Origin of the sequence: Thioclava sp. FR2, from assembly GCF_051200875.1 — a bacterium.
In the GTDB taxonomy this organism is placed as follows: domain Bacteria; phylum Pseudomonadota; class Alphaproteobacteria; order Rhodobacterales; family Rhodobacteraceae; genus Pseudotabrizicola.
On record NZ_CP195191.1, the window covers coordinates 1,658,792 to 1,679,584 of the forward strand.

Below are 20,793 nucleotides of genomic sequence, written 5' to 3' on the forward strand. Positions count from 1 at the left end.
ATGCCCTGGGATCGTAATCAGATGGCCGCGCGTGCGGCGCAAGAGTTGCAGGACGGTTGGTATGTGAATTTGGGCATCGGCATTCCGACCCTTGTTGCGAACTATATTCCCGAGGGGGTTGAGGTCACGCTGCAATCGGAAAACGGGATGCTGGGCATGGGGCCTTTCCCGTTCGAGGGCGAGGAAGATGCCGATCTGATCAACGCGGGCAAGCAGACGATCACCGAATTGCCGCAGACCGCCTATTTCGACTCTGCCCAGTCCTTTGCGATGATCCGGGGCGGCAAGATCGCCATGGCGATCCTTGGCGCGATGGAAGTGGCGGAAAACGGCGATCTGGCGAACTGGATGATCCCCGGCAAGCTGGTCAAGGGCATGGGCGGCGCGATGGATCTGGTCGCGGGCGTGGGCCGCGTGGTGGTGGTGATGGACCACACCTCGAAACACGGTGAGTCCAAGGTCTTGAAATCCTGCACCCTGCCGCTGACCGGCAAGGGCGTGGTGGACCGCATCATCACCAATCTGGGCGTACTGGATGTGGTCGAAGGGGGCTTGAAGATCGTGGAACTGGCCGACGGCGTGACAGAGGCCGAACTCCGCGCCGCAACCGAGGCCACGATTGTCAACTGACGAGATCCGTAAAGAGGTCAGCGGGGCGAAAGCCCGCTACCTCATCAGCCGAGGCGAGGCGGTGGCAGAGCTGACGCTTTCCATTGCCACGCCGCAGCTGGAGATTGCTGACCATACTTCTGTTCCCGATGCGTGGCGCGGCGAAGGGGGCGGGGCGGTTCTGGTGGCCCGTCTGGTGTCTGATGCGCGGATGCAGGGGTTCAAGATCCTGCCTTTGTGCCCATTTGTGAATGCGCAACGGCGCAAGCATCCGGAATGGGCGGATGTGTTTCAGGTCTGACCCATCAGCCGCCTGAAGAAATCACCTTAAAGACGCAAGGGTCGGTGACAAGCTCTGGCGGGGTGAGGCAAAGCCCCTGTGCGACCTGCCAAGCCGCAAGAACCTTTGGCACATAATCGCGGGTTTCCGCATAGGGCGGCACGCCGTCATTTGCCCGGACCGCGCCCTCGCCCGCGTTATAGGCGGCCAGAACCATAAGCGGATCGCGGTCGAACTCACCAAGCAGCCAATGCAGATAGGCAACGCCACCCTTGATGTTCTGGGCAGGTTCAAGGGCGTTGGCGACGCCAAAGCGTTCCGCCGTCGCCGGGATCAGTTGCATCAGGCCCTGCGCCCCGGCCTTTGATTCCGCCTTTGCGTTTCCTGCACTTTCGACCGCAATGACCGCCAGCGCCAAGGCAGGGGACACGTCGGTTCCGATGGTGGCGGCCAGAATATCCTTGCCAAAGTTGGACGCCATTTCCTGCATCTTTTGCAGACGGGGCGCCGAGACGGTAGCCCCGCCCGGCCCTTTCGACAGTGTTGCCAAGGCAAGCGGGAAACGATCGGCCACCGCGCCGCGTGATGTGGGCACGGTTTGCCAGAACCACTCATAGGCGGCGGTCTTGACCGGCGGCGGGTTGGAAGGCCCCGGAGCGGAGGTCGGTTCGGCGGCAGGCTCGCTGTCTTCCGTCGGGGCGCGCGGCTTTACCTTTGGGGCCAAGGCCAACAGGCGCGCCTGTTCGACCGGGTCGATTTGCACGATGATGCGTTTCGCACCCCCTGCCCCGACCTTGACGCGCTTGAATGTAAAGTCCCGTTCGCCGGACAAACCTTCGGCCCCGGCCGCAAACGGCACAAGGATGATTCCCGCAATTAGCAGTCGTGACGTGAATCGCATCGCTGCTCGATGCCCGGTTTTGTTCTTCTTCCCTCAAGACTCGCATGGAATCGAAATCAAAACCATCCCTACCCCCCGATTTTGAGCCCAATTCTGGCACTTTTGCCTCAATTCCCATCCTTTCGGACTAGTCACCCAGCCCAATGATTAAAAATATTACCTTTTGATACAATGCGTTAGTGCAAAAATAGGTGTTATGTTCATGAGACAGAAAAAGACCTCATCCCTTCCAAGAAGTTGCCACGATTGGGCGGGATAACACAGACATGCCGAACGGAAGACGGTGCGGAACAGAGGCCAAACCGAAAACGAGACCGAGCGGTTGGAACGACCAAAGCAACACGTGTAAAGAGAGAGACACACCATGAAACTGCTGAACATCTTCAAGAACTTCAAGAACGACGAATCTGGCGCCGTGACCGTTGACTGGGTGGTTCTGACCGCCGCTGTTGTTGGCCTGGGTCTCATCGTTATGAACCAGATCACCCCGGCAATCGACGCTGCTGGCGCTCAGATCACCACCGATCTGCAGAACGCCACCGCTCTGGGCCGTCAGCCATAATAGGCGCATCGGACAACAAAAGGTTGTCCGCGTGACAAAGGGGCGCGGTCCGGCTTTCGGGCCGCGCCCTTTCCGTTCGAAGGATCGGAACCGTTGTGCCTAGAAAGATGGATGTCCGCGCGGATCTGTAAACGCGGCTGAAGGGACGGAGTAACGACTATGCTGACTTTTCAATTCTGTAAGCGCCGCGCATCTGCCTTTGCCAAGGACGAGTCTGGTGCAGTTACGGTCGACTGGGTGGTCATGACCGCAGCGATCTGTGGAATTGGCATGCTTTTGTTCACGCAGTTGACGCCGGCGATCTTTGCTCAGGCTTCCGATGTGATCGCAGCCGACATCCGGAATGCGGCACAACGCAACTAAGATAAGATTGAGACACGGGAAGTCTTTCCCGTGCTTTTGGGAAAAGGGGTAAGTACATGCGTGCAATGTTTGGACTGGTACTGGTCGCGGGCGTAGGCCTTGCGGGATCGGCCGTCTACATGGCCAAGGGCTATATTGGGCAAACCCAAAGCGCCCTGGAACAGCAACAGCAGATGCTGGCAAAGCTGGGGCCGATCACGCAGGTCTACGTGATGAAGGAGCAGAAGAATTACGGCGACCCGCTGACCATCGACGATGTCGAACTGGTCTACTGGCCCAAGAATTCTCTGCCCGAAGGCGCCTTTAACGACGCCGCCGTTCTTTTCCCTCCTGGCACCAATCAGGAACGGTTCATGTTGCGGACCACCGAGAAATTTGAGCCCATCCTTGAGGTCAAGATCACCAGACCGGGTGAGCCGCCGGGCCTGACCGGGCAATTGGCCAAAGGCATGCGTGCTTTTGCTGTAAAGGTTGACGCCGTGTCCGGCGTGTCCGGCTGGGTACAACCGGGTGACTATGTCGACATCAACTGGACGGGCAGCGTCAACGGCATGAACGGAGAACTGACGCGGTTGATCGAAAGCTCGACCAAGGTGATTGCGGTTGACCAGCAGGCCGGAGCGCAATCCAGCGCTACTGTCGCAAGAACCGTGATCGTTGCCGCTACACCGGCACAGGTTGCGCGTCTGACCCAAGCTCAGGCCACGGGCCGCTTGACGCTGTCGCTTGTCGGGTCTGCAGCCGACGCGGTTGAGGGCCTTGTGGAAGTGGATTCAAACAGCCTTCTGGGGATTACCCAGGAAGAGGTTGTGGTGAAGCAGGAAGCCAAGCGCTGCACCATTTTCCAGAACAAAGGTGGCGAGCGGGTCGAAGTCGAAATCCCCTGCACCAACTGAACGGACGGAAATAATCAGAAAGGGCGGCACCTTATTTGGTAGCCGCCCTTTTCATATCAACGAACTATAGACGCTTGTTGCAAGTTATCCACATAAGCTTAACGCAATAAGCGATTGATTCTTGCAAAAAAAGGCGGGGACAGGCATTCTTTCGCTAACTACGGGCAAAAAGACCCGAAATGAGGCGTGATCGAAAGGGCAGATCACATGCATATAAGTGGTACCATTCGGGCGGGGCTGATTGGCCTTGCCTTATCGACGACAATGCAGGCAGGCAGCCTTTCTGCGGAAACGCTGCGCGTGATGCAGGGGTCTGTCTCTGCGCCGCTGAAGGTTCCGATGAACCGTGCTGTCGTCGTGGAAAGCGAAACCCCCTTCGCGGAACTCTCTATCGCGAATCCGGGGATTGCAGACATTTCGACCTTGTCTGATCGGTCGATCTACGTTCTGGGCAAGACGCCCGGACGAACCACGCTGACATTGCTTTCGGCGGACGGCACGCTGATTTCGAACGTCGATGTTCAGGTCACGCCGGATATTGCCGAATTCAAGGAACGACTTCAGCAGATCCTGCCCGGTGAAGCCATCGAAGTCCGAACCGCAAATGATGGTATCGTTCTTTCAGGAACCGTTTCCTCGACCGCCAAGCTGGATCGCGCCCTTGATCTGGCCCAGCGTTATGCTCCGGAACGGGTTTCGAACCTGATGAGCGTCGGCGGCACGCAGCAGGTGATGCTGAAAGTGCGCTTTGCTGAAATGCAACGTTCGGTCGCAAAGAACCTTGGGGTTTCCCTGGCCGCACAGGGCGGGTCCAAGATCGGTATCTCTGGGGAAACCGGGACTTGGCTTTCGGGTGACAACGGAATTGGCAACCCGATTGAAGTGGAAGCCGGCACCCGCGGGGCTCTTGGCCTTGGGTTCACTGCCGGATCGGTGCAATTCGCCGTTCTTCTTGAGGCCCTTGAATCCAAGGGTGTCGTTCGCACGCTGGCAGAGCCCAACCTGACCGCCCTTTCAGGGCAGGAAGCAAAGTTCCTTGGTGGCGGCGAATACCCGATTCCGGTTCTGAACTCGGACGGTGTCGGGATCGCGTACAAGCCCTTTGGTGTGGAACTGAACTTTACCCCGACGGTTGTGGATGGCGACACGATCAACCTTGCGATCAACGCGGCTGTGTCGTCGATCGACACGACGGTGACGGTTGAGGCTGGCGGCTTTTCGATCAATGCCTTCAAGCGCCGCGAAACTTCGACCACGGTCGAAATGCGCGACGGTGAAAGTTTTGCGGTCGCGGGCCTTTTGCAGGACGATTTCCGCAATCTGAACAACCAATTGCCATGGCTGGGCGACGTTCCGATCTTGGGTACGCTGTTCCGCAGCGCCGATTACCAGCGCAACCAAAGCGAGTTGGTAATCATCGTGACGCCGCATCTGGTGACCCCGGTCAAGGGTGACGTATTTGCTTTGCCGACAGACCGCATCCAATTGCCGACCGAGCGCGAATTCTTCCTGAATGGCGTGGTTGGCAAGACCGGAGCAGCCAAGGGTGCAGCGGGCGAAGTGGCACGGCAAGATTTCAGCAGCTCATACGGCTATGTGATGGAGTGAGGCCATGCAGATGACAACACGCGCGCTTCTTCTGATCACACTGACAGCCGGGCTTTCGGCCTGCGCCAACAGCCCTTCGGTAGATCGGCAGCTAGGCTATGAAGTGGATGAGGGCGGTTTTGGGACAGTGACCCGGACCAACTCGCAGATCATGTCGGGTGAAATCAGCGCGACCCATGCCCTGGCGACCCGCTTTGCCCAAGAAGTGCCGAGCACGATCACCTTTGCATTCAACAGCGCAACGCTGACGCCCGAAGCGCGGCAAGTTCTGGCGCGTCAGGCCGACTGGATCCGCCAATTCCCGGAACTGCGGTTCTCGGTCTACGGGCACACCGATCTGGTTGGATCGAACTCTTACAACCAACGCTTGGGCAAACGCCGCGCACAGGCGGTCGTGGACTTCTTCGCCAGCCAAGGCATCAGCCGGTCCCGACTTGAGGCGCTTGTTTCCTATGGCGAAACGCGACCCGTCGTTTCGACGGAAAAGCCAGAGGAAGCGAACCGCCGGACCGTGACCACGGTGGCAGGTTTTGCGCGCCGCCATGGCCCCCTCTTGAACGGAAAATACGCACAAGTGATCATGCGGGAATATATCGAGGGCGCAACACGGCCTCATCCGCTGAACACCAAGCTGCCGACGCAGGTGGACCCAGGTGGTTGATCAGCCACAAAATTGAGTTTCCGAAAGACCGGCCCAGGCCGGTCTTTTGCTTTTTTGTTACTTTTTTCGCCTCAATCCAGTGTTTCCAAACGCGAAGAAATCAAAAATTCACGGCTTTTTAGCCCAATTCCTGCCACCATTGATGAGCATTTTCGGGTCAATGGAAACAGTCGCGGGGGTTCCCGCACGGCTCATTGGATTGGTTTGCAGGTTTTACCCGAAGATGATTGGGGACCTAATTTCCATTGGCCGTCTTTGGAACAAGGACGTGAGGCGAGATGACGAGCGTGGCAACACTTCAACCGGATCCGGCGCCGATCGTGGCATGCACGATCTCGCGCGATGTGCAGAATTTCGACCTGCTCATCGACGACATGGAACAAGAACTTGGCGAAAGCTGGGGTGACCTGTCCTTCGATGATGCGGTAATCTTTCTGGGCCAGCCGGACGCTGCCTCGCTGGAATTCGTCGCCATTGCCGTCAATACCAAGGATGAGGCTGATCTTTCGCGGATCAGCGAAATCATCCGCACCGCAAAAGCCCGCAGCATCAAGGTTGTTCTGATCGCAGACCAGCTTAGCCCGATCGCATTGCACCAGTTGCTGCGCCTTGGGGCCGATGATTTCGTGCCCTATCCGCTGCCGGACGGTGCGCTTCATGATGCCATCGTGCGGATGCGCGCGCCGGCCCCTGCCCCCGTTGCCGCAGCTGCGCCAGAGGCCGTGACCGAACAGGTTGCCACACCGAAATTCAAGGCCAAAGGCGACCGCGAGGGCGTGGTGTTGCCGGTTCACGGTCTTGCCGGCGGAACCGGCGCATCGACCTTTGCCGTCAACCTTGCCTGGGAATTGGCGACCATCTCGAAAACCGATGCGCCGCGCGTCTGTCTTCTGGATCTGGATTTCCAATATGGGTCAGTCGCGACCTATCTGGACCTGCCCCGCAAAGAGATCATCTTTGAGGTGTTGACCGACACGGCGAGCATCGACAGCGACTCGTTCTTGCAGTCGATGTTGACCTTTAATGACCGGCTGCATGTGTTCACGGCACCCGCCGACATGCTGCCACTGGACATCATCAGCCCGGAAGATATCAGCCGACTGATCGAGATGGCGGCGTCAAATTTTGACTATGTCATCATCGATATGCCCAAGACGATCGTCAATTGGACGGAAACAATTTTGACGCGGGCACATGTTTATTTCGCTTTAATGGAGCTTGATCTGCGGTCCGCGCAGAACGTTTTGCGCCTGATCCGGGCGCTGAAAGCGGAAGCTCTGCCGCATGAAAAACTGCGCTATGTCCTTAATCGCGCACCAAAATTCACCGATCTCTCTGGCAAGAGCCGGGTCAAGCGTATGGCTGAAAGTCTGGATATCGCCATTGAAATCCAGCTTCCCGAGGGCAGCGTCCAAGTGACGCAGGCAAACGATCATGGCCTGCCTCTTGCAGAGAACGCCGCAAAGAATCCGCTGCGCAAGGAAATCCAGAAATTGGCAAAGTCCTTGCATGATTTGAACAAGGGGGTCGAGGCCGGAAAGGGCTGAGATTTCTGATGGGGGTCTGAAAGATGTTTTCGCGTTTCAAAAAACCCGAACCGATACCGGCCAATGCCGGAATGAAGCCTGTCGCCGCCGCCGCACCCTCTGCGCCGGTGGCTGTTGCTGCTCCGAAACCTGCGCCGGTTTCGCCGCGTCCTTTGCCGACTGCGCCTGCCCGCACACCTGCCGAGGCGGTTGCGTCGGACAAGGAAAAGAAGCGCAAGGAGCGGATGCAGGAACTGAAGGTCGAGCTGCACAAGCGTCTGCTTGATAACCTGAACCTTGCCGCGCTGGACAAGGCGTCGGAAGGTCAGCTGAAGTCTGAAATCGCCTCGATCACCGCCGAAGCGCTGGACGAGATGAGCGTCGCGCTGAATTCGGCAGATCGTCAGGTGCTGCACCAAGAGCTGTATGACGAAGTCATGGGCCTTGGTCCGCTGGAAGCGCTGCTGAAGGACGAGACGGTCAACGATATTCTGGTCAACGGGCCAAAGCGTGTGTTCATCGAACGCGCAGGCAAGCTGCAACTGACCGACATCACCTTCAAGGATGAAAAGCATCTGCTGCGGATCATCGACAAGATCGTGTCGGCCGTGGGTCGCCGCGTCGATGAATCGAACCCCTATTGCGACGCCCGTCTGGCCGATGGTTCGCGTTTCAACTGTATGGTTCCGCCAGTGGCCGTCGATGGCTCCTTGGTGTCGATTCGTAAGTTCAAAAAGGACAAGCTGGGCATCCAGGATCTTGTGAAATTCGGCGCCTTTACCGAAGAAATGGCAGCCTATCTGCAAGCCGCCGTCGCGACGCGCCTGAATGTGATCGTGTCGGGCGGTACGGGTTCGGGTAAAACCACGACGCTGAACGCGCTGTCGTCGTTCATTGACAATACCGAGCGTATTCTGACCATCGAAGATACCGCCGAACTTCAGCTTCAGCAGGTCCATGTGGGCCGGATGGAAAGCCGCCCGCCGAACGTCGAAGGCAAGGGTGCCGTCACCCAGCGTGACTGTTTGCGCAACGCCCTTCGTATGCGTCCTGACCGGATCATCGTCGGCGAAACGCGTGGTGAGGAAGTGATCGACATGTTGCAGGCCATGAACACGGGCCACGACGGGTCGATGACCACGATCCACGCGAACTCGGCCCGCGATGGCGTCAGCCGTCTGGAAAACATGATCGCCATGTCGGGCATCGAAATGCCGATCAAGGCGATGCGCAGCCAGATCGCATCGGCTGTGAACCTGATCGTGCAGGCCAGTCGCTTGCAGGATGGTTCGCGCCGCATGGTCTCGATCACCGAAGTGACCGGGATGGAAGGCGAAGTCATCTCGATGCAGGAAATTTTCCGCTACGAGCGCCTTGGCATCGAACCAAATGGAAAGATCATCGGGCGTTTCAACGCGACGGGGATCCGGTCGGCCTATTCAGACCGTTTCCGTCAGTGGGGCTATGACCTGCCGTCGTCCATCTACGAACCGATCGTGTAAGGGGGACGAACACCATGGAAATTAGTGCAGCACCACTCATATACCTTTTGATCTTCGTCGCCGTAGTGGTGATCGTTCAGGGCCTGTACCTGACGGTCTTCGGCAAATCCATCAGCCTGGACAACCGGGTCAGCCGGCGTCTACAGCTGATGCAGAAGAATTCCAACCGTGAGGAAGTGCTGGAACAGCTCCGCAAGGAGATGAGCCAGCACATGACGTCGCGCGGAATCCCCCTTTATTCGCTGTTGGCGGATAAGGCGCAAAAGGCGAATATCGCGTTTTCGCCCAAGCAACTTGTCATGCTGATGGCGGCGATGACTGCCGTGTCCTATGCAGGCCTGATGATTGGCACTGAGGCTTCCCCCCCGGTTCGGGCCGTTCTGTCCGTTCTGATGGGCGTTGGCGGGGTGTACTTCTGGGTCAACAAACAGGCAAAGAAGCGCATTACCCTTATGGAAGAGCAGCTTGCGGACGCCGTCGAATTGATGGTGCGCAGCTTGCGCGTCGGACATCCCTTTGCTTCGGCGATCGGCATTGTGGCCAAGGAAGTGCCCGATCCGCTGGGCACCGAATTCGGCGTCATCGCGGACGAGGCAGCCTATGGCCGGAACGTCGCCGATGCGCTGAAGGCTTTTGCCGAACGTATGGACAATCAGGACCTTCGCTTCCTTGCGGTCGCGGTCGCGATCCAGCAGCAATCCGGTGGTAACCTCGCCGAAATTCTTGAGGGCTTGTCGAAGGTTATTCGTGCCCGCTACAAGCTGTTCCGCCGTGTGCGCGCGATCACTGCCGAAGCGAAATGGTCGGGCATGTTCCTGTCGGGCTTCCCTCTGGCTGCGCTTGTGGGGATCAACATGGTTGACCCGAACTACTATGTCGAAGTGAAAGATGCGCCGGTCTTTGTGCCTGCGGGGATCTTCGTGGGCGTCATGCTGACGATCAATGTCTTCTACATGAAGATTATGACGAACATCAAAGTGTAAGAGGGCGAAGCCATGTTTGAAACACTGAACCAAACTTTGGTTGACACTCTTGGTCCGGCGGGCCCGCTTCTCGCATTGGGTGGCGCGGGTATTGTGTTGATCGTCCTTGCGCTGCCGACCATCCTCAAGCGTGAGAGAGACCCGTTGGATCGCATCCGCGAGCAGCGGGCGGGCAATAAACCGGATGATGTTCAGAAGCTTCGCCGCGGCGGCAAATCGCCGGGCGCGGAAAAACTGGAACGTTTTGCCGATTATCTTGAACCGAAAACCGCTGAAGAGCTTTCAGCGACACGGCTTAAGTTGTTGCGCGCGGGCTATCATTCAAAAGACGCCGTGCGGATGTTCCACTTTGCGCAATTCGCCCTTGGACTTGGCATCCTTGGCGTCGGCCTACTCTTGGCGCTGCTGAAATCAACGCAACAGGAGATGACGACGACGACAATGGTTCTTTACACCATTGTGCCAGCCGCCATCGGCTATTACGCGCCGCAATATTGGGTGCAGCGCCGGATCCAGGGACGTCAGGCCGAAATCACGGCAGGTTTCCCAGACGCGTTGGACATGATGCTTGTCTGTGTGGAAGCTGGTCAGTCCCTTGACCAATCCATCATCCGCGTCGGAAACGAGGCACGCGCCGGCTATCCTGCCTTGGCAGAAGAGTTCGAGATGGTCGCGCATGAGGTCAAGGCAGGTAAAGAACGCTCGGTCGTGCTGCGCGACATGTCAGAGCGTGTGGGCTTGCCTGACATCACGTCATTCACCACAACGCTGATCCAGTCGTCCAGTTTTGGTACGTCGATTGCCGATGCCTTGCGCGTATATTCGGCCGAAATGCGTGACAAGCGGATCATGCGTGCCGAAGAAAAGGCAAACACGATCCCAACAAAGCTTACTTTGGGCACAATGCTCTTCACCGTGCCTCCTCTTCTGGTTATTCTGATCGGGCCGTCGCTTTACAAATTCGCGGCACAGATGACCGGAGGCTGAGATCGCCCGACTGATCCGATTTACGCTTGTCCTACCCTTGGCAAGTCTGCCCCTCGCCGCCTGCAACAGCACAGGCGGCGGCGGTCTTTTCGCGCCCAAGGCGTCGCACAACGCGCCCTATGGCGTCGACCCTAACGAAGAGGGCGTCGACGGTCTGATCGTCGGACATCGGCTAATGGCCGCATCTGAGTATGAACTTGCCCTGAAGGCCTATCTGCGCGGCGCCGCCGAGCATGGCTTCACGGTTGATGTCCTATCTGCCCTTGGCTCGGCCAACTTGCATCTGGGACGTCTGAACCAATCCGAAGACCTGCTGCGCAAGGCCGTCGACGTTGATCCGAATTTTGTGCCCGCGCTGAACAACCTTGGCGTTGTGCTGATGGAACGAGGAAATTACGGCGAGGCGCGCATATTCTTTCAGCGGGCTTTTGCAGCCGATAGTGGCCAAACAGACGCGATCCGCGAAAACCTGAAACGCGCCATCGCGAAAACGGAAGATGCCGTGTATGCTGAACCCGAGGAAACACCGAGGTTCACCCTCGTCCGGCGCGGTTACAGCACTTACGAGCTGTTGTCCGAGCTTTGACGGGGCAAGGACCCGAGCAGTCAAAGAGGACGCAAAATGCGCCAACCGATCTTCGTGGCACTGTGCCTGACTGGCGCGGTTGCCCTGAGCGCCTGCAATAAGAACCCCGATGCCGAAGTTCAGCGTGCGCTGAAAGATGTGAACGTCATCGACGAGTCCAATCTTTCAGACATCATGTTGACGGTCGCGGACCCGGACGAGGCTGTTGCCTATTTCAACCGTGTCGTCGCTGACAATCCTGATCGGATTGACGCCAAGCGAGGACTAGGAAAATCGCTGATCCGGGCCGGCCGTGCAACCGAAGCAGTGCCGGTTTGGAAGCAGGTCATCGCCCATCCCGAGGCGGGGAACGAAGATCGCGTGTCTCTTGCCGATGCGCTGATCCGGTCCAATGACTGGAAAGCCGCCGAGGCCGAATTGAATAAGATCCCGCCGACGCATGAAACATTTGAACGCTACCGCCTTGAAGCGATGGTCGCCGATAGCAAGAAGCAGTGGCAAAAGGCCGACAGTTTCTATGAAATCGCCTCTGGTCTGACAACAAAGCCGGCAGGCGTTTACAACAACTGGGGCTTCTCAAAGCTGTCCCGCGGAGATGCCGCAGGGGCCGAGCGCCTGTTTGTGCAGGCATTGACCTTTGACCCGAACCTGTTCACCACCAAGAACAACCTTGTGCTCGCCCGTGGCGCCCAAAGGAAGTACGAGCTTCCCGTCGTGAAAATGTCTCAGTCGGAAAAGGCGGAGCTGCTTTACACGCTGGCGCTTGCCGCAATCAAGCAGGGGGATGTTCAGGTCGGCAAGCAGCTTCTGCGTGAAGCTGTCGAGACGCATCCACAGCACTTTGAGGCCGCCGCCCGTAGTCTGGCGGCACTGGAAGCATGACTTCCGGCGCGGCACTTGCCTTGCTGCCCTTTGCCGTCGCCATCGGCATCTGGGTTGCGTGGAACGACATGAAATTCATGAAGATCCCCAACAAGGCTGTGATCGCCCTGTTGCTGGTCTGGCTGGTGCCGGGGTTGCTGACGGTTCCGCTTGCCGGGCTGACGATGGAAAGCTGGCTTTGGGGGTGGGCGTTGGCGGCAATTGTGCTGGCGATCGGCTTTGTGGCCAGCACGGTTCGCCTGGTGGGCGCCGGTGACGCGAAATTTGCGGCGGCAATGGCGCCGTTTTTCGTAGGCTCTGATCCGAGGATGGTCTTTGCGCTTTACGCAGCCTGTTTGATCGGCGCCGTGGTTACGCATCGTGGCGCAAAGTATATTCCGGCCCTTCGCACGCGCACCGCTGACTGGGCAAGTTGGACCAATATAGATTTTCCGATGGGGTTGGCCCTCTCAGGAACACTGATTTTCCATCTTTTGCTCACAATTAAGGACGCAATTTAGGGCACGATTCCTGCATAAGCGCAGCATTGTTTCCAGAACGTCGCGACGTCGCTCAGAATGTGGTAGTGTCATGAACATGCAACCTACGGCCAATGTAACCGCCCCGCCGATGCCAAAGACTTTGGCAGAGACGGGCCTGTCTGTCGTCATGATGCGAGACATTCTGCTGAAATCCATGTTCCGCATGAATGTCGATCTGGTCTCGGATCTGGCGCGAGTGATCAGCTTGTCGGTTCCCTTGACACAGGAATTGATCGACATGGCGCGCGGCCAAAAACTTGTCGAGGCGACCGGTACGCTGCACGCGACATCCGGCAACGAAATGGGCTACCAACTGACCGACAGCGGCAAGGCTCGGGCTTTGGATGCGCTTTCCCAATCCGAATATTACGGCGCAATGCCCGTGCCGCTGGAACATTATGGCAAGCAAATGAAGCGCCAGTCGGTGCGAGACATCAAGCTCACGCGCGATCAGTTGGTGCGCGCGATGGGGCATTTGATTTTGCCACCAGATCTCCTTGGCCACCTCGGGCCTGCCGTGACATCCGGGCGGTCAATCCTGCTTTACGGCCCACCCGGCAACGGCAAGTCTTCGATTTCGAACGGAATTCGGGCGGCTATGGGGGACAAGATCTATATCCCCCGGGCGATCGAATATTCCGGACAGGTGATCACGGTTTACGACCCGATTGTCCATTCGGCGGCTGAAGAGCAGACCGATGACCCGAACAGCTTGCGCCGGACGGGCAACCGCTTTGACCCGCGCTATGTCTATTGCGAAAGACCGACGGTCATTACCGGTGGTGAATTGACGCTGGACATGCTGGACCTGAAATACAACCCGGTGGCGCGGACGTATCAGGCCCCGTTGCAGCTGAAGGCGTCCGGTGGAATCTTCATCGTCGACGACCTTGGCCGTCAGGTGGAACCGCCGCAAAAGCTGGTCAACCGCTGGATCGTTCCGCTGGAAGAAAGCCGCGACATTCTCGCTCTGCAATCCGGCGAGAAATTCACCGTTCCTTTCGACACGCTCGTCATCTTTTCCACGAACTTCCATCCGAACGAAATCTTCGACGGCGCGGCCCTTCGTCGTATCTTCTTCAAGATCAAGGTGGATGGCCCGACGCAAGAGATGTTCCTACGGATTTTTGCGATGGTCGCCCGGAAGAAGGGGATGCCGCTTGACGAAGGCGCGCTGCTGCATCTGCTAAAGACCAAATATCCAACCATCGACAACGTCTTCGCGAACTATCAACCGGTCTTCCTGATCGACCAGATGATATCCATCTGCGACTTCGAAGGCATTCCTTATCAGATGACGCCGGAGTTGATTGATCGGGCTTGGGCGAACATGTTCGTCAAAGATGAAAAGATCGCCAAGTAACGCCAAATTCCTTGAAAGGAATTTGCAATTTTCTTCGAAGAAAATTGCGGTCTTAGAACTGTCGCACGCCTTTTTCGGTCACAATCAGATCCAGTTTCTGATCCGTTGGCTCGATCGGCACTTGATCCAGTTCTTGCGCTGAAAAAGCGTAGCCGATTGCCAAGGTCGGTCGCTTGGCCCGAAGTCCTTCAAGTGTGCGGTCGTAAAACCCGCCGCCATAGCCCAGACGATACCCTCGCCCATCAAACCCCACCAATGGGACGATCAGGATTTCTGGCTCGATCCAAATCCCGTCTGCGGGAATAGCCGCGCCAAATTCGCCATCGATCATGGCACAGCCGGGCGACCATTCCCGAAAACGCAGCGCCTGCCCCACGCCGATGATCACGGGGACACCAACCGGCCCGTCATGGGCTGCCATTGCAGGAAGCGGATCGATTTCAGTCCGCATTGGCATGTAACCCGCCAAGGGAAGACCACGATATTTCGACAGTACGTCCGCCAGGATTTCTGCGGCCTGCCCCTGCCCCGCCATACGTGCGGTCTTGCGCGCGGCAAAAGCCCGCTTGCGGGCGTCCGCTTTTTCTTTGGTCAAAGAAGCATCCATGAGGCCAGCCCCAAGAAGGCGAAGAACCCGACCACATCCGTCACTGTCGTCACAAATGGGCCCGAGGCCAGCGCCGGGTCAATATTGAAGCGCTCCAGCAACATGGGGATCACAATGCCGCCCAAGGCTGCAGCCATCAAGGTGAGTAACATGGCAAGCCCGATCACAAGTGCCAGAACCGGCACGCCGAACCACAAAGTCGCCACGCCCGCCATCAAGACACCAAAGATCAGGCCATTGATCGCCCCCACCGCAACTTCGCGGCGAATAACGCGCGGGGCGTTCTGCGCCGTTAGATCGCGCGTCGCAATGGCGCGAACGGCCACGGTCATCGACTGCGTCCCGGCATTTCCGCCCATGCTGGCAACAATCGGCATCAGAACCGCAAGTGCAACCATTTGATCAATGGTTTCGGCAAAAACCGAAATCACACCACTGGCGAGGATTGCCGTCAGCAAATTGACAAACAGCCACAGCGCCCGTCCCTTGGCCGCTTCGATCACTGTATCCGACAGGCTGGCTTCGTCATGCACGCCGGCCATACGCAGCACGTCTTCTTCATGTTCTTCGTCCAGCACGTTCATGGCGTCGTCGATGGTGATGATACCGACAAGACGATCATTTTCATCCACAACCGGGCAGGAAATCAGGTGATACTGATTGAACAGATAGGCGACATCGGCCTCCGGTTCTGTTGCCTCGATGGTGCGAAAGCTGTCCTCGACAATCTCTTTCATCTTCACGTCACGCCGCGACGACAAGAGCCGCCCAAGCGTGACATAGGCGACGGGCTTCATCCGTGGATCGACGAGGATGACATGGTAGAACTGATCAGGCAGAAAATCGGCACTGCGCATGTGGTCGATCATCTCGCCCACGGTCCAATGCTCGGGCGCGACCACGACTTCGCGCTGCATCAAGCGCCCAGCCGAATATTCCGGATAAGACAGGGCGCGTTCGACCGCGACACGGTCAGCCGATTCCAAGGCCGACAGGATCACCGCCTGCGCAGGCGCTTCCAGATCTTCAAGAATGTCGACCACGTCATCGGTATCGAGGTCGCGCACAGCTTCGGCCACGACTTCCGGTGGCAGCGCGTCAATCACCTCTTCGCGAATCGCGTCCGAAATTTCCGACAGGATTTCGCCATCAATTTCAGGCGAATAGAGCGTCAGGAGTGCGTTTCGCTCTTCTTCCGAGACTTGTTCAAGAAGGTCGGCGATGTCAGCGGCGTGAAGGGGTTCAAGTAGTTCTGCCACAAGCGCGGCATCGCCTGCGTCAACGGCCTCCAGAACCGCTTCGACCCGGCGTGCGTCGAGACCTTCCTCGTCCTGTTCGATGATCTCTTCCGACATTCTTTCCCCTCGATTACCCGGACCTTAACGAAAGCTGTTTCGGGAAAACAGGGCATAGGGACAAATTTACCCCTGCGCCCGGAACCGATACACTCGCGACGACGGTCAGGAAAGGGCAGATGATGAAACTGTTGAAAGGACGTGTGTTAAGCTATGTAGGTGATCCCTTCTTCGAGGGCGTCGCGGCGACACGTCTGGAGGAAGCCCTGGTCATTCACGAGGGCAAGATTGTTGCGGTTGGCTGTTCTGATGACTTGTCGGCACGGTATCCTGCTGCCGAATCCCTTGATTATGGACAGGCCTTGATCTCTGCGGGTTTCGTTGATGCCCATGTGCATTATCCGCAAACAGCGATCATCGCGTCGTGGGGAAAGCGGCTGATCGACTGGCTGAACAGCTACACCTTTCCCGAAGAGATGCGATTTTCGAACCTTTCTTATGCTGAAACCGTGGCCGAACGGTATTTGGATTTGACTATTTCGAACGGCACCACGTCGTTTTGCAGCTATTGCACCATTCATCCCGAAAGCGTGGATGCGATCTTCTCTGCCGCGCGGAACCGAGGTGCCCGGATATGGGCCGGTAAAACCTGTATGGACAGAAATGCACCCGAAGGACTGAGAGATTCGGCCCAGAGCGCGTATGAACAGTCTGGGCGACTACTGGAAAAATGGCATGGCAAGGGGCGCACGTCTTATGTCATCACGCCGCGCTTTTCGCCGACGTCAACCGAGGAACAGCTGGAGGCCTTGGGCCAGCTTTGGGCTGCGAACCCATCTTGTCTGATGCAGACCCATCTGTCTGAACAGACGGATGAGATTGAATGGGTAAAGTCCCTCTTTCCAACGGCACGCGATTATCTGGACACCTATGAGCGTCACGGGCTCCTTGGTACGGGCGGCCTTTACGGTCATGCAATCTGGCTGACAGAGCGTGAAAAAGATCGGCTGAAGGAAGTAGATGCCAGCCTGATCCACTGTCCGACATCCAACACCTTTATCGGCTCTGGCCTTTTTGCCATGCAGGCGCTGAAGTCAGCGGGTCACCGGATCGGGCTTGCCACTGATACAGGGGGTGGTTCTTCGTTTTCGATGCTGCGCACTATGGCCGCTGCGTATGAGGTGGGTCAACTTTCCCACAGCGCCCTGCATCCGTCAGAGTTGTGGTGGCTGGCCACGGTCGGCTCTGCCAAGGCGCTGCGGGCCGATCATTTGATTGGGAATATCGCACCGGGGATGGAGGCTGATCTGGTGGTGGTCGACCTGGCATCCACCCCCGCCATTGCGCAGGCGACCGCGCGGGCCGAGGATATTTGGCAGGCGATTTTTCCGACGATCATGATGGCGGATGACCGGGCGATCCGTCAGGTCTGGATAAATGGCAAAATCGCCCACAGCCAGTGATCGGGCAGTCTGACGGCTGACTTCCCCCCAAGACAGGGGGCAGTTCGCAAACTCAGTCGAAGCCGAATTCCCAACCATCTGGCACAAAATCAAACTTGAGCCCAATATCGCTGATCTGTTTTTCCACGTCCCAAATCACGGCCGGAGCAATCTTGATCGGCGCTTTTGTCGCCACGATCAGCGTGTCCCCCTCTTCATCCCGCTCTGTCACGAACCCCTTGGCTTTCAAAGCCTTTTCGGCTGCGTCCCAGTTTGCCTCATCCCCTTCGGCCAAGAGGTAGACTTCCAGCACAGAGCTTTCTGGCAGGGCCTCGCCATGCTTTTTCAACTCATCGAAGGTGTCAAAAGTCTCGCGCCGCTGGCCTTCAAAATCGTGTTTCATTTCAGTCCCTTAACCGTCGAGCCAAGATATTCTGGCGTTCGATCACCTTTGGTAGATCTATTGTTACCACTTGCCCGTCGATAACGACAGGCCGGCCTTCCACCAGAACATGGCGCGCCTTCATAGGCCCACAGAACACAAGCGCTGCGACCGGATCCCAACTTCCCGCCGCTTCTATTCCTGAAATATCCCAAATCGCCAGGTCGGCCCGCTTGCCAACCTCGAGCCGGCCACAGTCGCCCCGGCCCAGCACATCGGCACCGCCCCTTGTGGCAATCTCCAGCGCCTCGCGCGCGCCCATCGCATCAGCCCCAAGAGAGACGCGCTGCAAAAGCATGGTCTGACGCGTTTCGGCCATCAAGTTTCCCGCATCGTTGCTGGCAGAACCGTCAACGCCCAGACCCACCTTGACGCCTACATTTCGCATCGCACGCACTGGAGCGATCCCGCTGCCAAGCCGGCAGTTCGAACACGGGCAGTGGGCGACCCCTGTGCCTGATCTGGCAAACAGATCAATCTCTTGGCCATTCAGCTTTACGCAATGTGCGTGCCAGACATCATTGCCCGTCCAACCCAGATCTTCGGCATATTGCCCCGGTCGCACGCCAAACTGCGCCAGACTATAGGCAATGTCTTCATCATTTTCTGCCAGATGGGTATGCAGCATAACGCCCTTGTCACGCGCCAAAACGGCGGCATCCCGCATCAGGTCACGGCTGACCGAGAATGGCGAACAAGGCGCAAGGCCGACTCGGATCATCGCCCCTTCTGACGGATCATGAAATGCGTCGACCACCCGGATCATGTCTTCAAGGATGGACTTTTCGTCCTCTACCAAGGCATCCGGTGGAAGCCCGCCCTTGCTGACACCAATGCTCATCGCGCCGCGTGTCGGATGAAAGCGCATGCCCATCTCGTTGGCCGCATGGATCGTGTCTTCCAGACGGCTGCCATTGGGATAAAGGTAAAGGTGGTCTGATGTCGTGGTGCAGCCAGATAAAAGCAGTTCAGCCAATCCAACTTGGGTGCTGACAAAGAATTCCTCAGGCCCAAAGCGGGACCAGATCGGATAAAGCCGCTGCAGCCAGCCAAAAAGCAACGCGTCTTGTCCGCCCGGCACAGCGCGCGTCAGCGTTTGGTAAAGGTGGTGGTGCGTGTTCACCAAGCCCGGCGAGACAACACAATTTGATGCTTCAATGACTTCGGCGTTCGGGGCGTGAAGCGCGTGGCCCACGGCCGCAATCACCCCGCCACGCACCAAAATATCGGCAGAGGCCAGCTCTTGCCGGGTGTCATCCATGGTGACGACAGCTTCGGCGTTTCGGATCAGAATCTCGCGCATGACAGGTTCCTTTTCCCCTTCGGTGGAACCTGTGACGAGAACGACAGAAGGGGTAAGGACTCGATCTCGCGGCCCGATTTTACTCTGAAAGCGCCAGAATTTGCAAAGGCTTATGCGTTCAGAAGTGCCATAGCTTCGGCATGGATCTCTTTATTCGCCGCCGCCAAAATCTGACCGCCCATGTGGCAACCCCCCCCCTGCCAATTGGTCACGATGCCGCCGGCGGCCTCAATGACGGCAATCGGCGCCTGAACGTCATAGGCCTGTAGCCCTGCCTCGATCACCAAATCAATCGTACCGGCAGCGACCAGCCCATAGGCGTAGCAATCTGTGCCATACCGGGTCAGGCGGGCCTTGACCGAAACACGGCGAAACGCATCACCTTCGGCGGCAGTCCCCACTTCGGGAAAGGTCGAGAAAAGAATTGCTTCCGAAAGAGCCCGTGGCGGCCTGCAACGCAAAGCCGACTCTCCCGATGGTCCAACGACGCGGGCAACACCAAAACCACCCTCAAAACGTTCACGGATATAGGGCTGGTCGATCAGGCCATAGACAGGCCCATTTTCATCGGCAACCGAAATCAACACACCCCAAGTCGGCGTGCCAGACAAATAGCTGCGTGTTCCGTCAATGGGGTCCAGAACCCATGTCAGACCAGAGCTTCCAGAAACCGTGCCAAATTCTTCGCCCAGAATGCCGTCTTGCGGGCGGCGCCTTGCAAGGATTTCGCGCATCCGTTCTTCGGACAGGCGGTCAGCGACGGTCACTGGGTCGAACCGATCGCTTTCCTTGTTCTCGGCCGAGAGTTCCGTCTTTCGGAAGTGAAAAAGTGTCGCCTCACGCGCAGCATCGGCCAACGCATGAGCAGTCGCAATCAACTCGGCGATTTCATCAGAAGACAACAACGGCATTTCTCACCCCGATCCTGCGGGGCAGAATGCCCCACCTAGGGCGCTAACGCCGCCCTAGGCGTAAATCAAGGTTCAAGATCAGGCGACGTCGCTGAGAACGCGAGCCAGATCGAAAAGACGGCGACGTTGGGCCTCGGGGATCGCGTAGTAGGAACGGACCAGTTCGAGTGCTTCTTTATCTGCCAGAATGTCACCAGCAGGTGCAGGAGCTTGAACGCCTTCGCCTTTCAGGCCTTCAAAGAAGAACGAGATGGAGACACCCAAAGCTTCGGCGATATCCCAAAGCCGCGAAGCGCTGACACGGTTCATGCCAGTCTCGTATTTCTGGATCTGCTGGAACTTGATTCCAACCTTGTCAGCCAATTGCTGTTGGGTCATGCCGACCATCCAGCGCCTATGGCGGATGCGCTTGCCAACATGGGCATCGACAGGGTGCTTCATACCTTACTCCATCTAACACTTCACATAGCTGTCATAGCAACAGCCGTGCCAATTCAATCAGAGAGCAGCATTTTACGCCAGCATAGCAGAATCTTTTTGGAAACCCATCTTTTCGTTCAAGT

At 57.5% G+C, this 20,793-nt stretch carries 23 protein-coding genes; 16 read left to right on the plus strand and 7 right to left on the minus strand.

What is annotated here, in order from left to right; genetic code table 11:
- Window positions 1–630, plus strand: a complete 630-nt coding sequence (locus tag ACSBLW_RS07970; protein WP_435259680.1) for a CoA transferase subunit B — start codon at window positions 1–3, stop codon at window positions 628–630.
- Window positions 620–910, plus strand: coding sequence for a GNAT family N-acetyltransferase (locus ACSBLW_RS07975; RefSeq protein WP_435259681.1), 291 nt, complete (start codon window positions 620–622; stop codon window positions 908–910). Before ACSBLW_RS07970 ends, ACSBLW_RS07975 begins: the two co-directional genes overlap by 11 nt.
- Before the next feature lie 4 nt (window positions 911–914).
- Here the strand turns inward: ACSBLW_RS07975 and ACSBLW_RS07980 are convergent, their stop codons facing one another.
- Complete coding sequence (locus ACSBLW_RS07980) at window positions 915–1,790, minus strand: lytic transglycosylase domain-containing protein (protein WP_435259682.1); 876 nt, start codon at window positions 1,788–1,790, stop codon at window positions 915–917.
- 364 nt (window positions 1,791–2,154) lie between these two features.
- Here ACSBLW_RS07980 and ACSBLW_RS07985 point away from each other — a divergent pair, with 364 nt between their 5' ends.
- The 13 genes from ACSBLW_RS07985 to ACSBLW_RS08045 all read left to right on the plus strand — a co-directional run bounded on the left by ACSBLW_RS07985 (window position 2,155) and on the right by ACSBLW_RS08045 (window position 14,230).
- Entirely contained in the window at window positions 2,155–2,352 is a 198-nt protein-coding gene (locus ACSBLW_RS07985; protein ID WP_435259683.1) for a Flp family type IVb pilin, read from the plus strand.
- A gap of 159 nt (window positions 2,353–2,511) precedes the next feature.
- On the plus strand, window positions 2,512–2,715 hold the full coding sequence (locus tag ACSBLW_RS07990; protein ID WP_435259684.1) for a hypothetical protein: 204 nt from the start codon (window positions 2,512–2,514) through the stop codon (window positions 2,713–2,715).
- A 56-nt stretch (window positions 2,716–2,771) separates the two neighbouring features.
- Window positions 2,772–3,611, plus strand: coding sequence for a Flp pilus assembly protein CpaB (gene cpaB, locus ACSBLW_RS07995; protein ID WP_435259685.1), 840 nt, complete (start codon window positions 2,772–2,774; stop codon window positions 3,609–3,611).
- 207 nt (window positions 3,612–3,818) lie between these two features.
- Window positions 3,819–5,219, plus strand: coding sequence for a type II and III secretion system protein family protein (locus ACSBLW_RS08000; RefSeq protein ID WP_435259686.1), 1,401 nt, complete (start codon window positions 3,819–3,821; stop codon window positions 5,217–5,219).
- Between the two features lie 4 nt (window positions 5,220–5,223).
- Window positions 5,224–5,880, plus strand: a complete 657-nt coding sequence (locus tag ACSBLW_RS08005) for an OmpA family protein (RefSeq protein ID WP_435259687.1) — start codon at window positions 5,224–5,226, stop codon at window positions 5,878–5,880.
- A 278-nt stretch (window positions 5,881–6,158) separates the two neighbouring features.
- Window positions 6,159–7,427, plus strand: a complete 1,269-nt coding sequence (locus tag ACSBLW_RS08010) for an AAA family ATPase (RefSeq protein WP_435259688.1) — start codon at window positions 6,159–6,161, stop codon at window positions 7,425–7,427.
- Window positions 7,428–7,450: 23 nt separating this feature from the next.
- Window positions 7,451–8,908: a CpaF family protein gene (locus ACSBLW_RS08015; RefSeq protein WP_435259689.1), complete on the plus strand. Its 1,458-nt coding sequence runs from the start codon at window positions 7,451–7,453 to the stop codon at window positions 8,906–8,908.
- Window positions 8,909–8,922: 14 nt separating this feature from the next.
- A complete protein-coding gene (locus ACSBLW_RS08020) occupies window positions 8,923–9,891 on the plus strand; it encodes a type II secretion system F family protein (protein WP_435259690.1) in 969 nt (322 codons plus the stop codon).
- A 12-nt stretch (window positions 9,892–9,903) separates the two neighbouring features.
- Window positions 9,904–10,878 carry a type II secretion system F family protein gene (locus tag ACSBLW_RS08025; RefSeq protein ID WP_435259691.1) on the plus strand — a complete coding sequence of 325 codons (975 nt, stop codon included), beginning with the start codon at window positions 9,904–9,906 and terminating at the stop codon, window positions 10,876–10,878.
- A 37-nt stretch (window positions 10,879–10,915) separates the two neighbouring features.
- Window positions 10,916–11,464, plus strand: coding sequence for a tetratricopeptide repeat protein (locus tag ACSBLW_RS08030; protein ID WP_435259692.1), 549 nt, complete (start codon window positions 10,916–10,918; stop codon window positions 11,462–11,464).
- A 36-nt stretch (window positions 11,465–11,500) separates the two neighbouring features.
- Window positions 11,501–12,346 (plus strand): tetratricopeptide repeat protein, encoded by an 846-nt coding sequence (locus ACSBLW_RS08035; RefSeq protein WP_435259693.1) that lies wholly within the window; start codon window positions 11,501–11,503, stop codon window positions 12,344–12,346.
- Window positions 12,343–12,846, plus strand: a complete 504-nt coding sequence (locus ACSBLW_RS08040) for a prepilin peptidase (protein WP_435259694.1) — start codon at window positions 12,343–12,345, stop codon at window positions 12,844–12,846. The genes ACSBLW_RS08035 and ACSBLW_RS08040 overlap by 4 nt, the downstream gene beginning before the upstream one ends.
- Window positions 12,847–12,916: 70 nt before the next feature.
- Window positions 12,917–14,230, plus strand: coding sequence for an ATPase (locus ACSBLW_RS08045; RefSeq protein WP_435259695.1), 1,314 nt, complete (start codon window positions 12,917–12,919; stop codon window positions 14,228–14,230).
- A gap of 52 nt (window positions 14,231–14,282) precedes the next feature.
- Here the strand turns inward: ACSBLW_RS08045 and ACSBLW_RS08050 are convergent, their stop codons facing one another.
- Both ACSBLW_RS08050 and mgtE read right to left on the minus strand, forming a co-directional pair.
- Window positions 14,283–14,837, minus strand: a complete 555-nt coding sequence (locus tag ACSBLW_RS08050) for a 5-formyltetrahydrofolate cyclo-ligase (RefSeq protein WP_435259696.1) — start codon at window positions 14,835–14,837, stop codon at window positions 14,283–14,285.
- A complete protein-coding gene (gene mgtE, locus ACSBLW_RS08055; protein ID WP_435259697.1) occupies window positions 14,822–16,192 on the minus strand; it encodes a magnesium transporter in 1,371 nt (456 codons plus the stop codon). The genes ACSBLW_RS08050 and mgtE overlap by 16 nt, the downstream gene beginning before the upstream one ends.
- Window positions 16,193–16,311: 119 nt before the next feature.
- Between mgtE and guaD the strand changes: the two genes are divergently transcribed.
- Window positions 16,312–17,595, plus strand: a complete 1,284-nt coding sequence (gene guaD, locus ACSBLW_RS08060; RefSeq protein ID WP_435259698.1) for a guanine deaminase — start codon at window positions 16,312–16,314, stop codon at window positions 17,593–17,595.
- 52 nt (window positions 17,596–17,647) lie between these two features.
- On the opposite strand, the gene ACSBLW_RS08065 is transcribed toward guaD, so the two are convergent.
- From ACSBLW_RS08065 to ACSBLW_RS08080, 4 genes are all read right to left on the minus strand, one after another.
- Window positions 17,648–17,977, minus strand: a complete 330-nt coding sequence (locus tag ACSBLW_RS08065; protein WP_435259699.1) for a ribonuclease E inhibitor RraB — start codon at window positions 17,975–17,977, stop codon at window positions 17,648–17,650.
- A 1-nt stretch (window position 17,978) separates the two neighbouring features.
- On the minus strand, window positions 17,979–19,319 hold the full coding sequence (locus tag ACSBLW_RS08070; protein ID WP_435259700.1) for an 8-oxoguanine deaminase: 1,341 nt from the start codon (window positions 19,317–19,319) through the stop codon (window positions 17,979–17,981).
- Between the two features lie 110 nt (window positions 19,320–19,429).
- The gene (locus ACSBLW_RS08075) at window positions 19,430–20,230 is read right to left on the minus strand and encodes an inositol monophosphatase family protein (RefSeq protein ID WP_435259701.1); all 801 of its coding nucleotides are present in this window, start codon (window positions 20,228–20,230) and stop codon (window positions 19,430–19,432) included.
- Between the two features lie 78 nt (window positions 20,231–20,308).
- A complete protein-coding gene (locus tag ACSBLW_RS08080; RefSeq protein ID WP_435259702.1) occupies window positions 20,309–20,671 on the minus strand; it encodes a helix-turn-helix domain-containing protein in 363 nt (120 codons plus the stop codon).
- Window positions 20,672–20,793: the final 122 nt, after the last annotated feature.

What these genes read in the sequence shown, in the direction of transcription:
- ACSBLW_RS07970 (WP_435259680.1), top strand. Translation starts at nt 1, where the DNA reads ATGCCCTGGGATCGTAATCAGATGGCCGCGCGTGCGGCGCAAGAGTTG.
- ACSBLW_RS07980 (WP_435259682.1), bottom strand. Translation starts at nt 1,790, where the DNA reads ATGCGATTCACGTCACGACTGCTAATTGCGGGAATCATCCTTGTGCCG.
- ACSBLW_RS07985 (WP_435259683.1), top strand. Translation starts at nt 2,155, where the DNA reads ATGAAACTGCTGAACATCTTCAAGAACTTCAAGAACGACGAATCTGGC.
- ACSBLW_RS07990 (WP_435259684.1), top strand. Translation starts at nt 2,512, where the DNA reads ATGCTGACTTTTCAATTCTGTAAGCGCCGCGCATCTGCCTTTGCCAAG.
- cpaB (WP_435259685.1), top strand. Translation starts at nt 2,772, where the DNA reads ATGCGTGCAATGTTTGGACTGGTACTGGTCGCGGGCGTAGGCCTTGCG.
- ACSBLW_RS08000 (WP_435259686.1), top strand. Translation starts at nt 3,819, where the DNA reads ATGCATATAAGTGGTACCATTCGGGCGGGGCTGATTGGCCTTGCCTTA.
- ACSBLW_RS08005 (WP_435259687.1), top strand. Translation starts at nt 5,224, where the DNA reads ATGCAGATGACAACACGCGCGCTTCTTCTGATCACACTGACAGCCGGG.
- ACSBLW_RS08010 (WP_435259688.1), top strand. Translation starts at nt 6,159, where the DNA reads ATGACGAGCGTGGCAACACTTCAACCGGATCCGGCGCCGATCGTGGCA.
- ACSBLW_RS08015 (WP_435259689.1), top strand. Translation starts at nt 7,451, where the DNA reads ATGTTTTCGCGTTTCAAAAAACCCGAACCGATACCGGCCAATGCCGGA.
- ACSBLW_RS08020 (WP_435259690.1), top strand. Translation starts at nt 8,923, where the DNA reads ATGGAAATTAGTGCAGCACCACTCATATACCTTTTGATCTTCGTCGCC.
- ACSBLW_RS08025 (WP_435259691.1), top strand. Translation starts at nt 9,904, where the DNA reads ATGTTTGAAACACTGAACCAAACTTTGGTTGACACTCTTGGTCCGGCG.
- ACSBLW_RS08035 (WP_435259693.1), top strand. Translation starts at nt 11,501, where the DNA reads ATGCGCCAACCGATCTTCGTGGCACTGTGCCTGACTGGCGCGGTTGCC.
- ACSBLW_RS08040 (WP_435259694.1), top strand. Translation starts at nt 12,343, where the DNA reads ATGACTTCCGGCGCGGCACTTGCCTTGCTGCCCTTTGCCGTCGCCATC.
- ACSBLW_RS08045 (WP_435259695.1), top strand. Translation starts at nt 12,917, where the DNA reads ATGAACATGCAACCTACGGCCAATGTAACCGCCCCGCCGATGCCAAAG.
- ACSBLW_RS08050 (WP_435259696.1), bottom strand. Translation starts at nt 14,837, where the DNA reads ATGGATGCTTCTTTGACCAAAGAAAAAGCGGACGCCCGCAAGCGGGCT.
- mgtE (WP_435259697.1), bottom strand. Translation starts at nt 16,192, where the DNA reads ATGTCGGAAGAGATCATCGAACAGGACGAGGAAGGTCTCGACGCACGC.
- guaD (WP_435259698.1), top strand. Translation starts at nt 16,312, where the DNA reads ATGATGAAACTGTTGAAAGGACGTGTGTTAAGCTATGTAGGTGATCCC.
- ACSBLW_RS08065 (WP_435259699.1), bottom strand. Translation starts at nt 17,977, where the DNA reads ATGAAACACGATTTTGAAGGCCAGCGGCGCGAGACTTTTGACACCTTC.
- ACSBLW_RS08070 (WP_435259700.1), bottom strand. Translation starts at nt 19,319, where the DNA reads ATGCGCGAGATTCTGATCCGAAACGCCGAAGCTGTCGTCACCATGGAT.
- ACSBLW_RS08075 (WP_435259701.1), bottom strand. Translation starts at nt 20,230, where the DNA reads ATGCCGTTGTTGTCTTCTGATGAAATCGCCGAGTTGATTGCGACTGCT.
- ACSBLW_RS08080 (WP_435259702.1), bottom strand. Translation starts at nt 20,671, where the DNA reads ATGAAGCACCCTGTCGATGCCCATGTTGGCAAGCGCATCCGCCATAGG.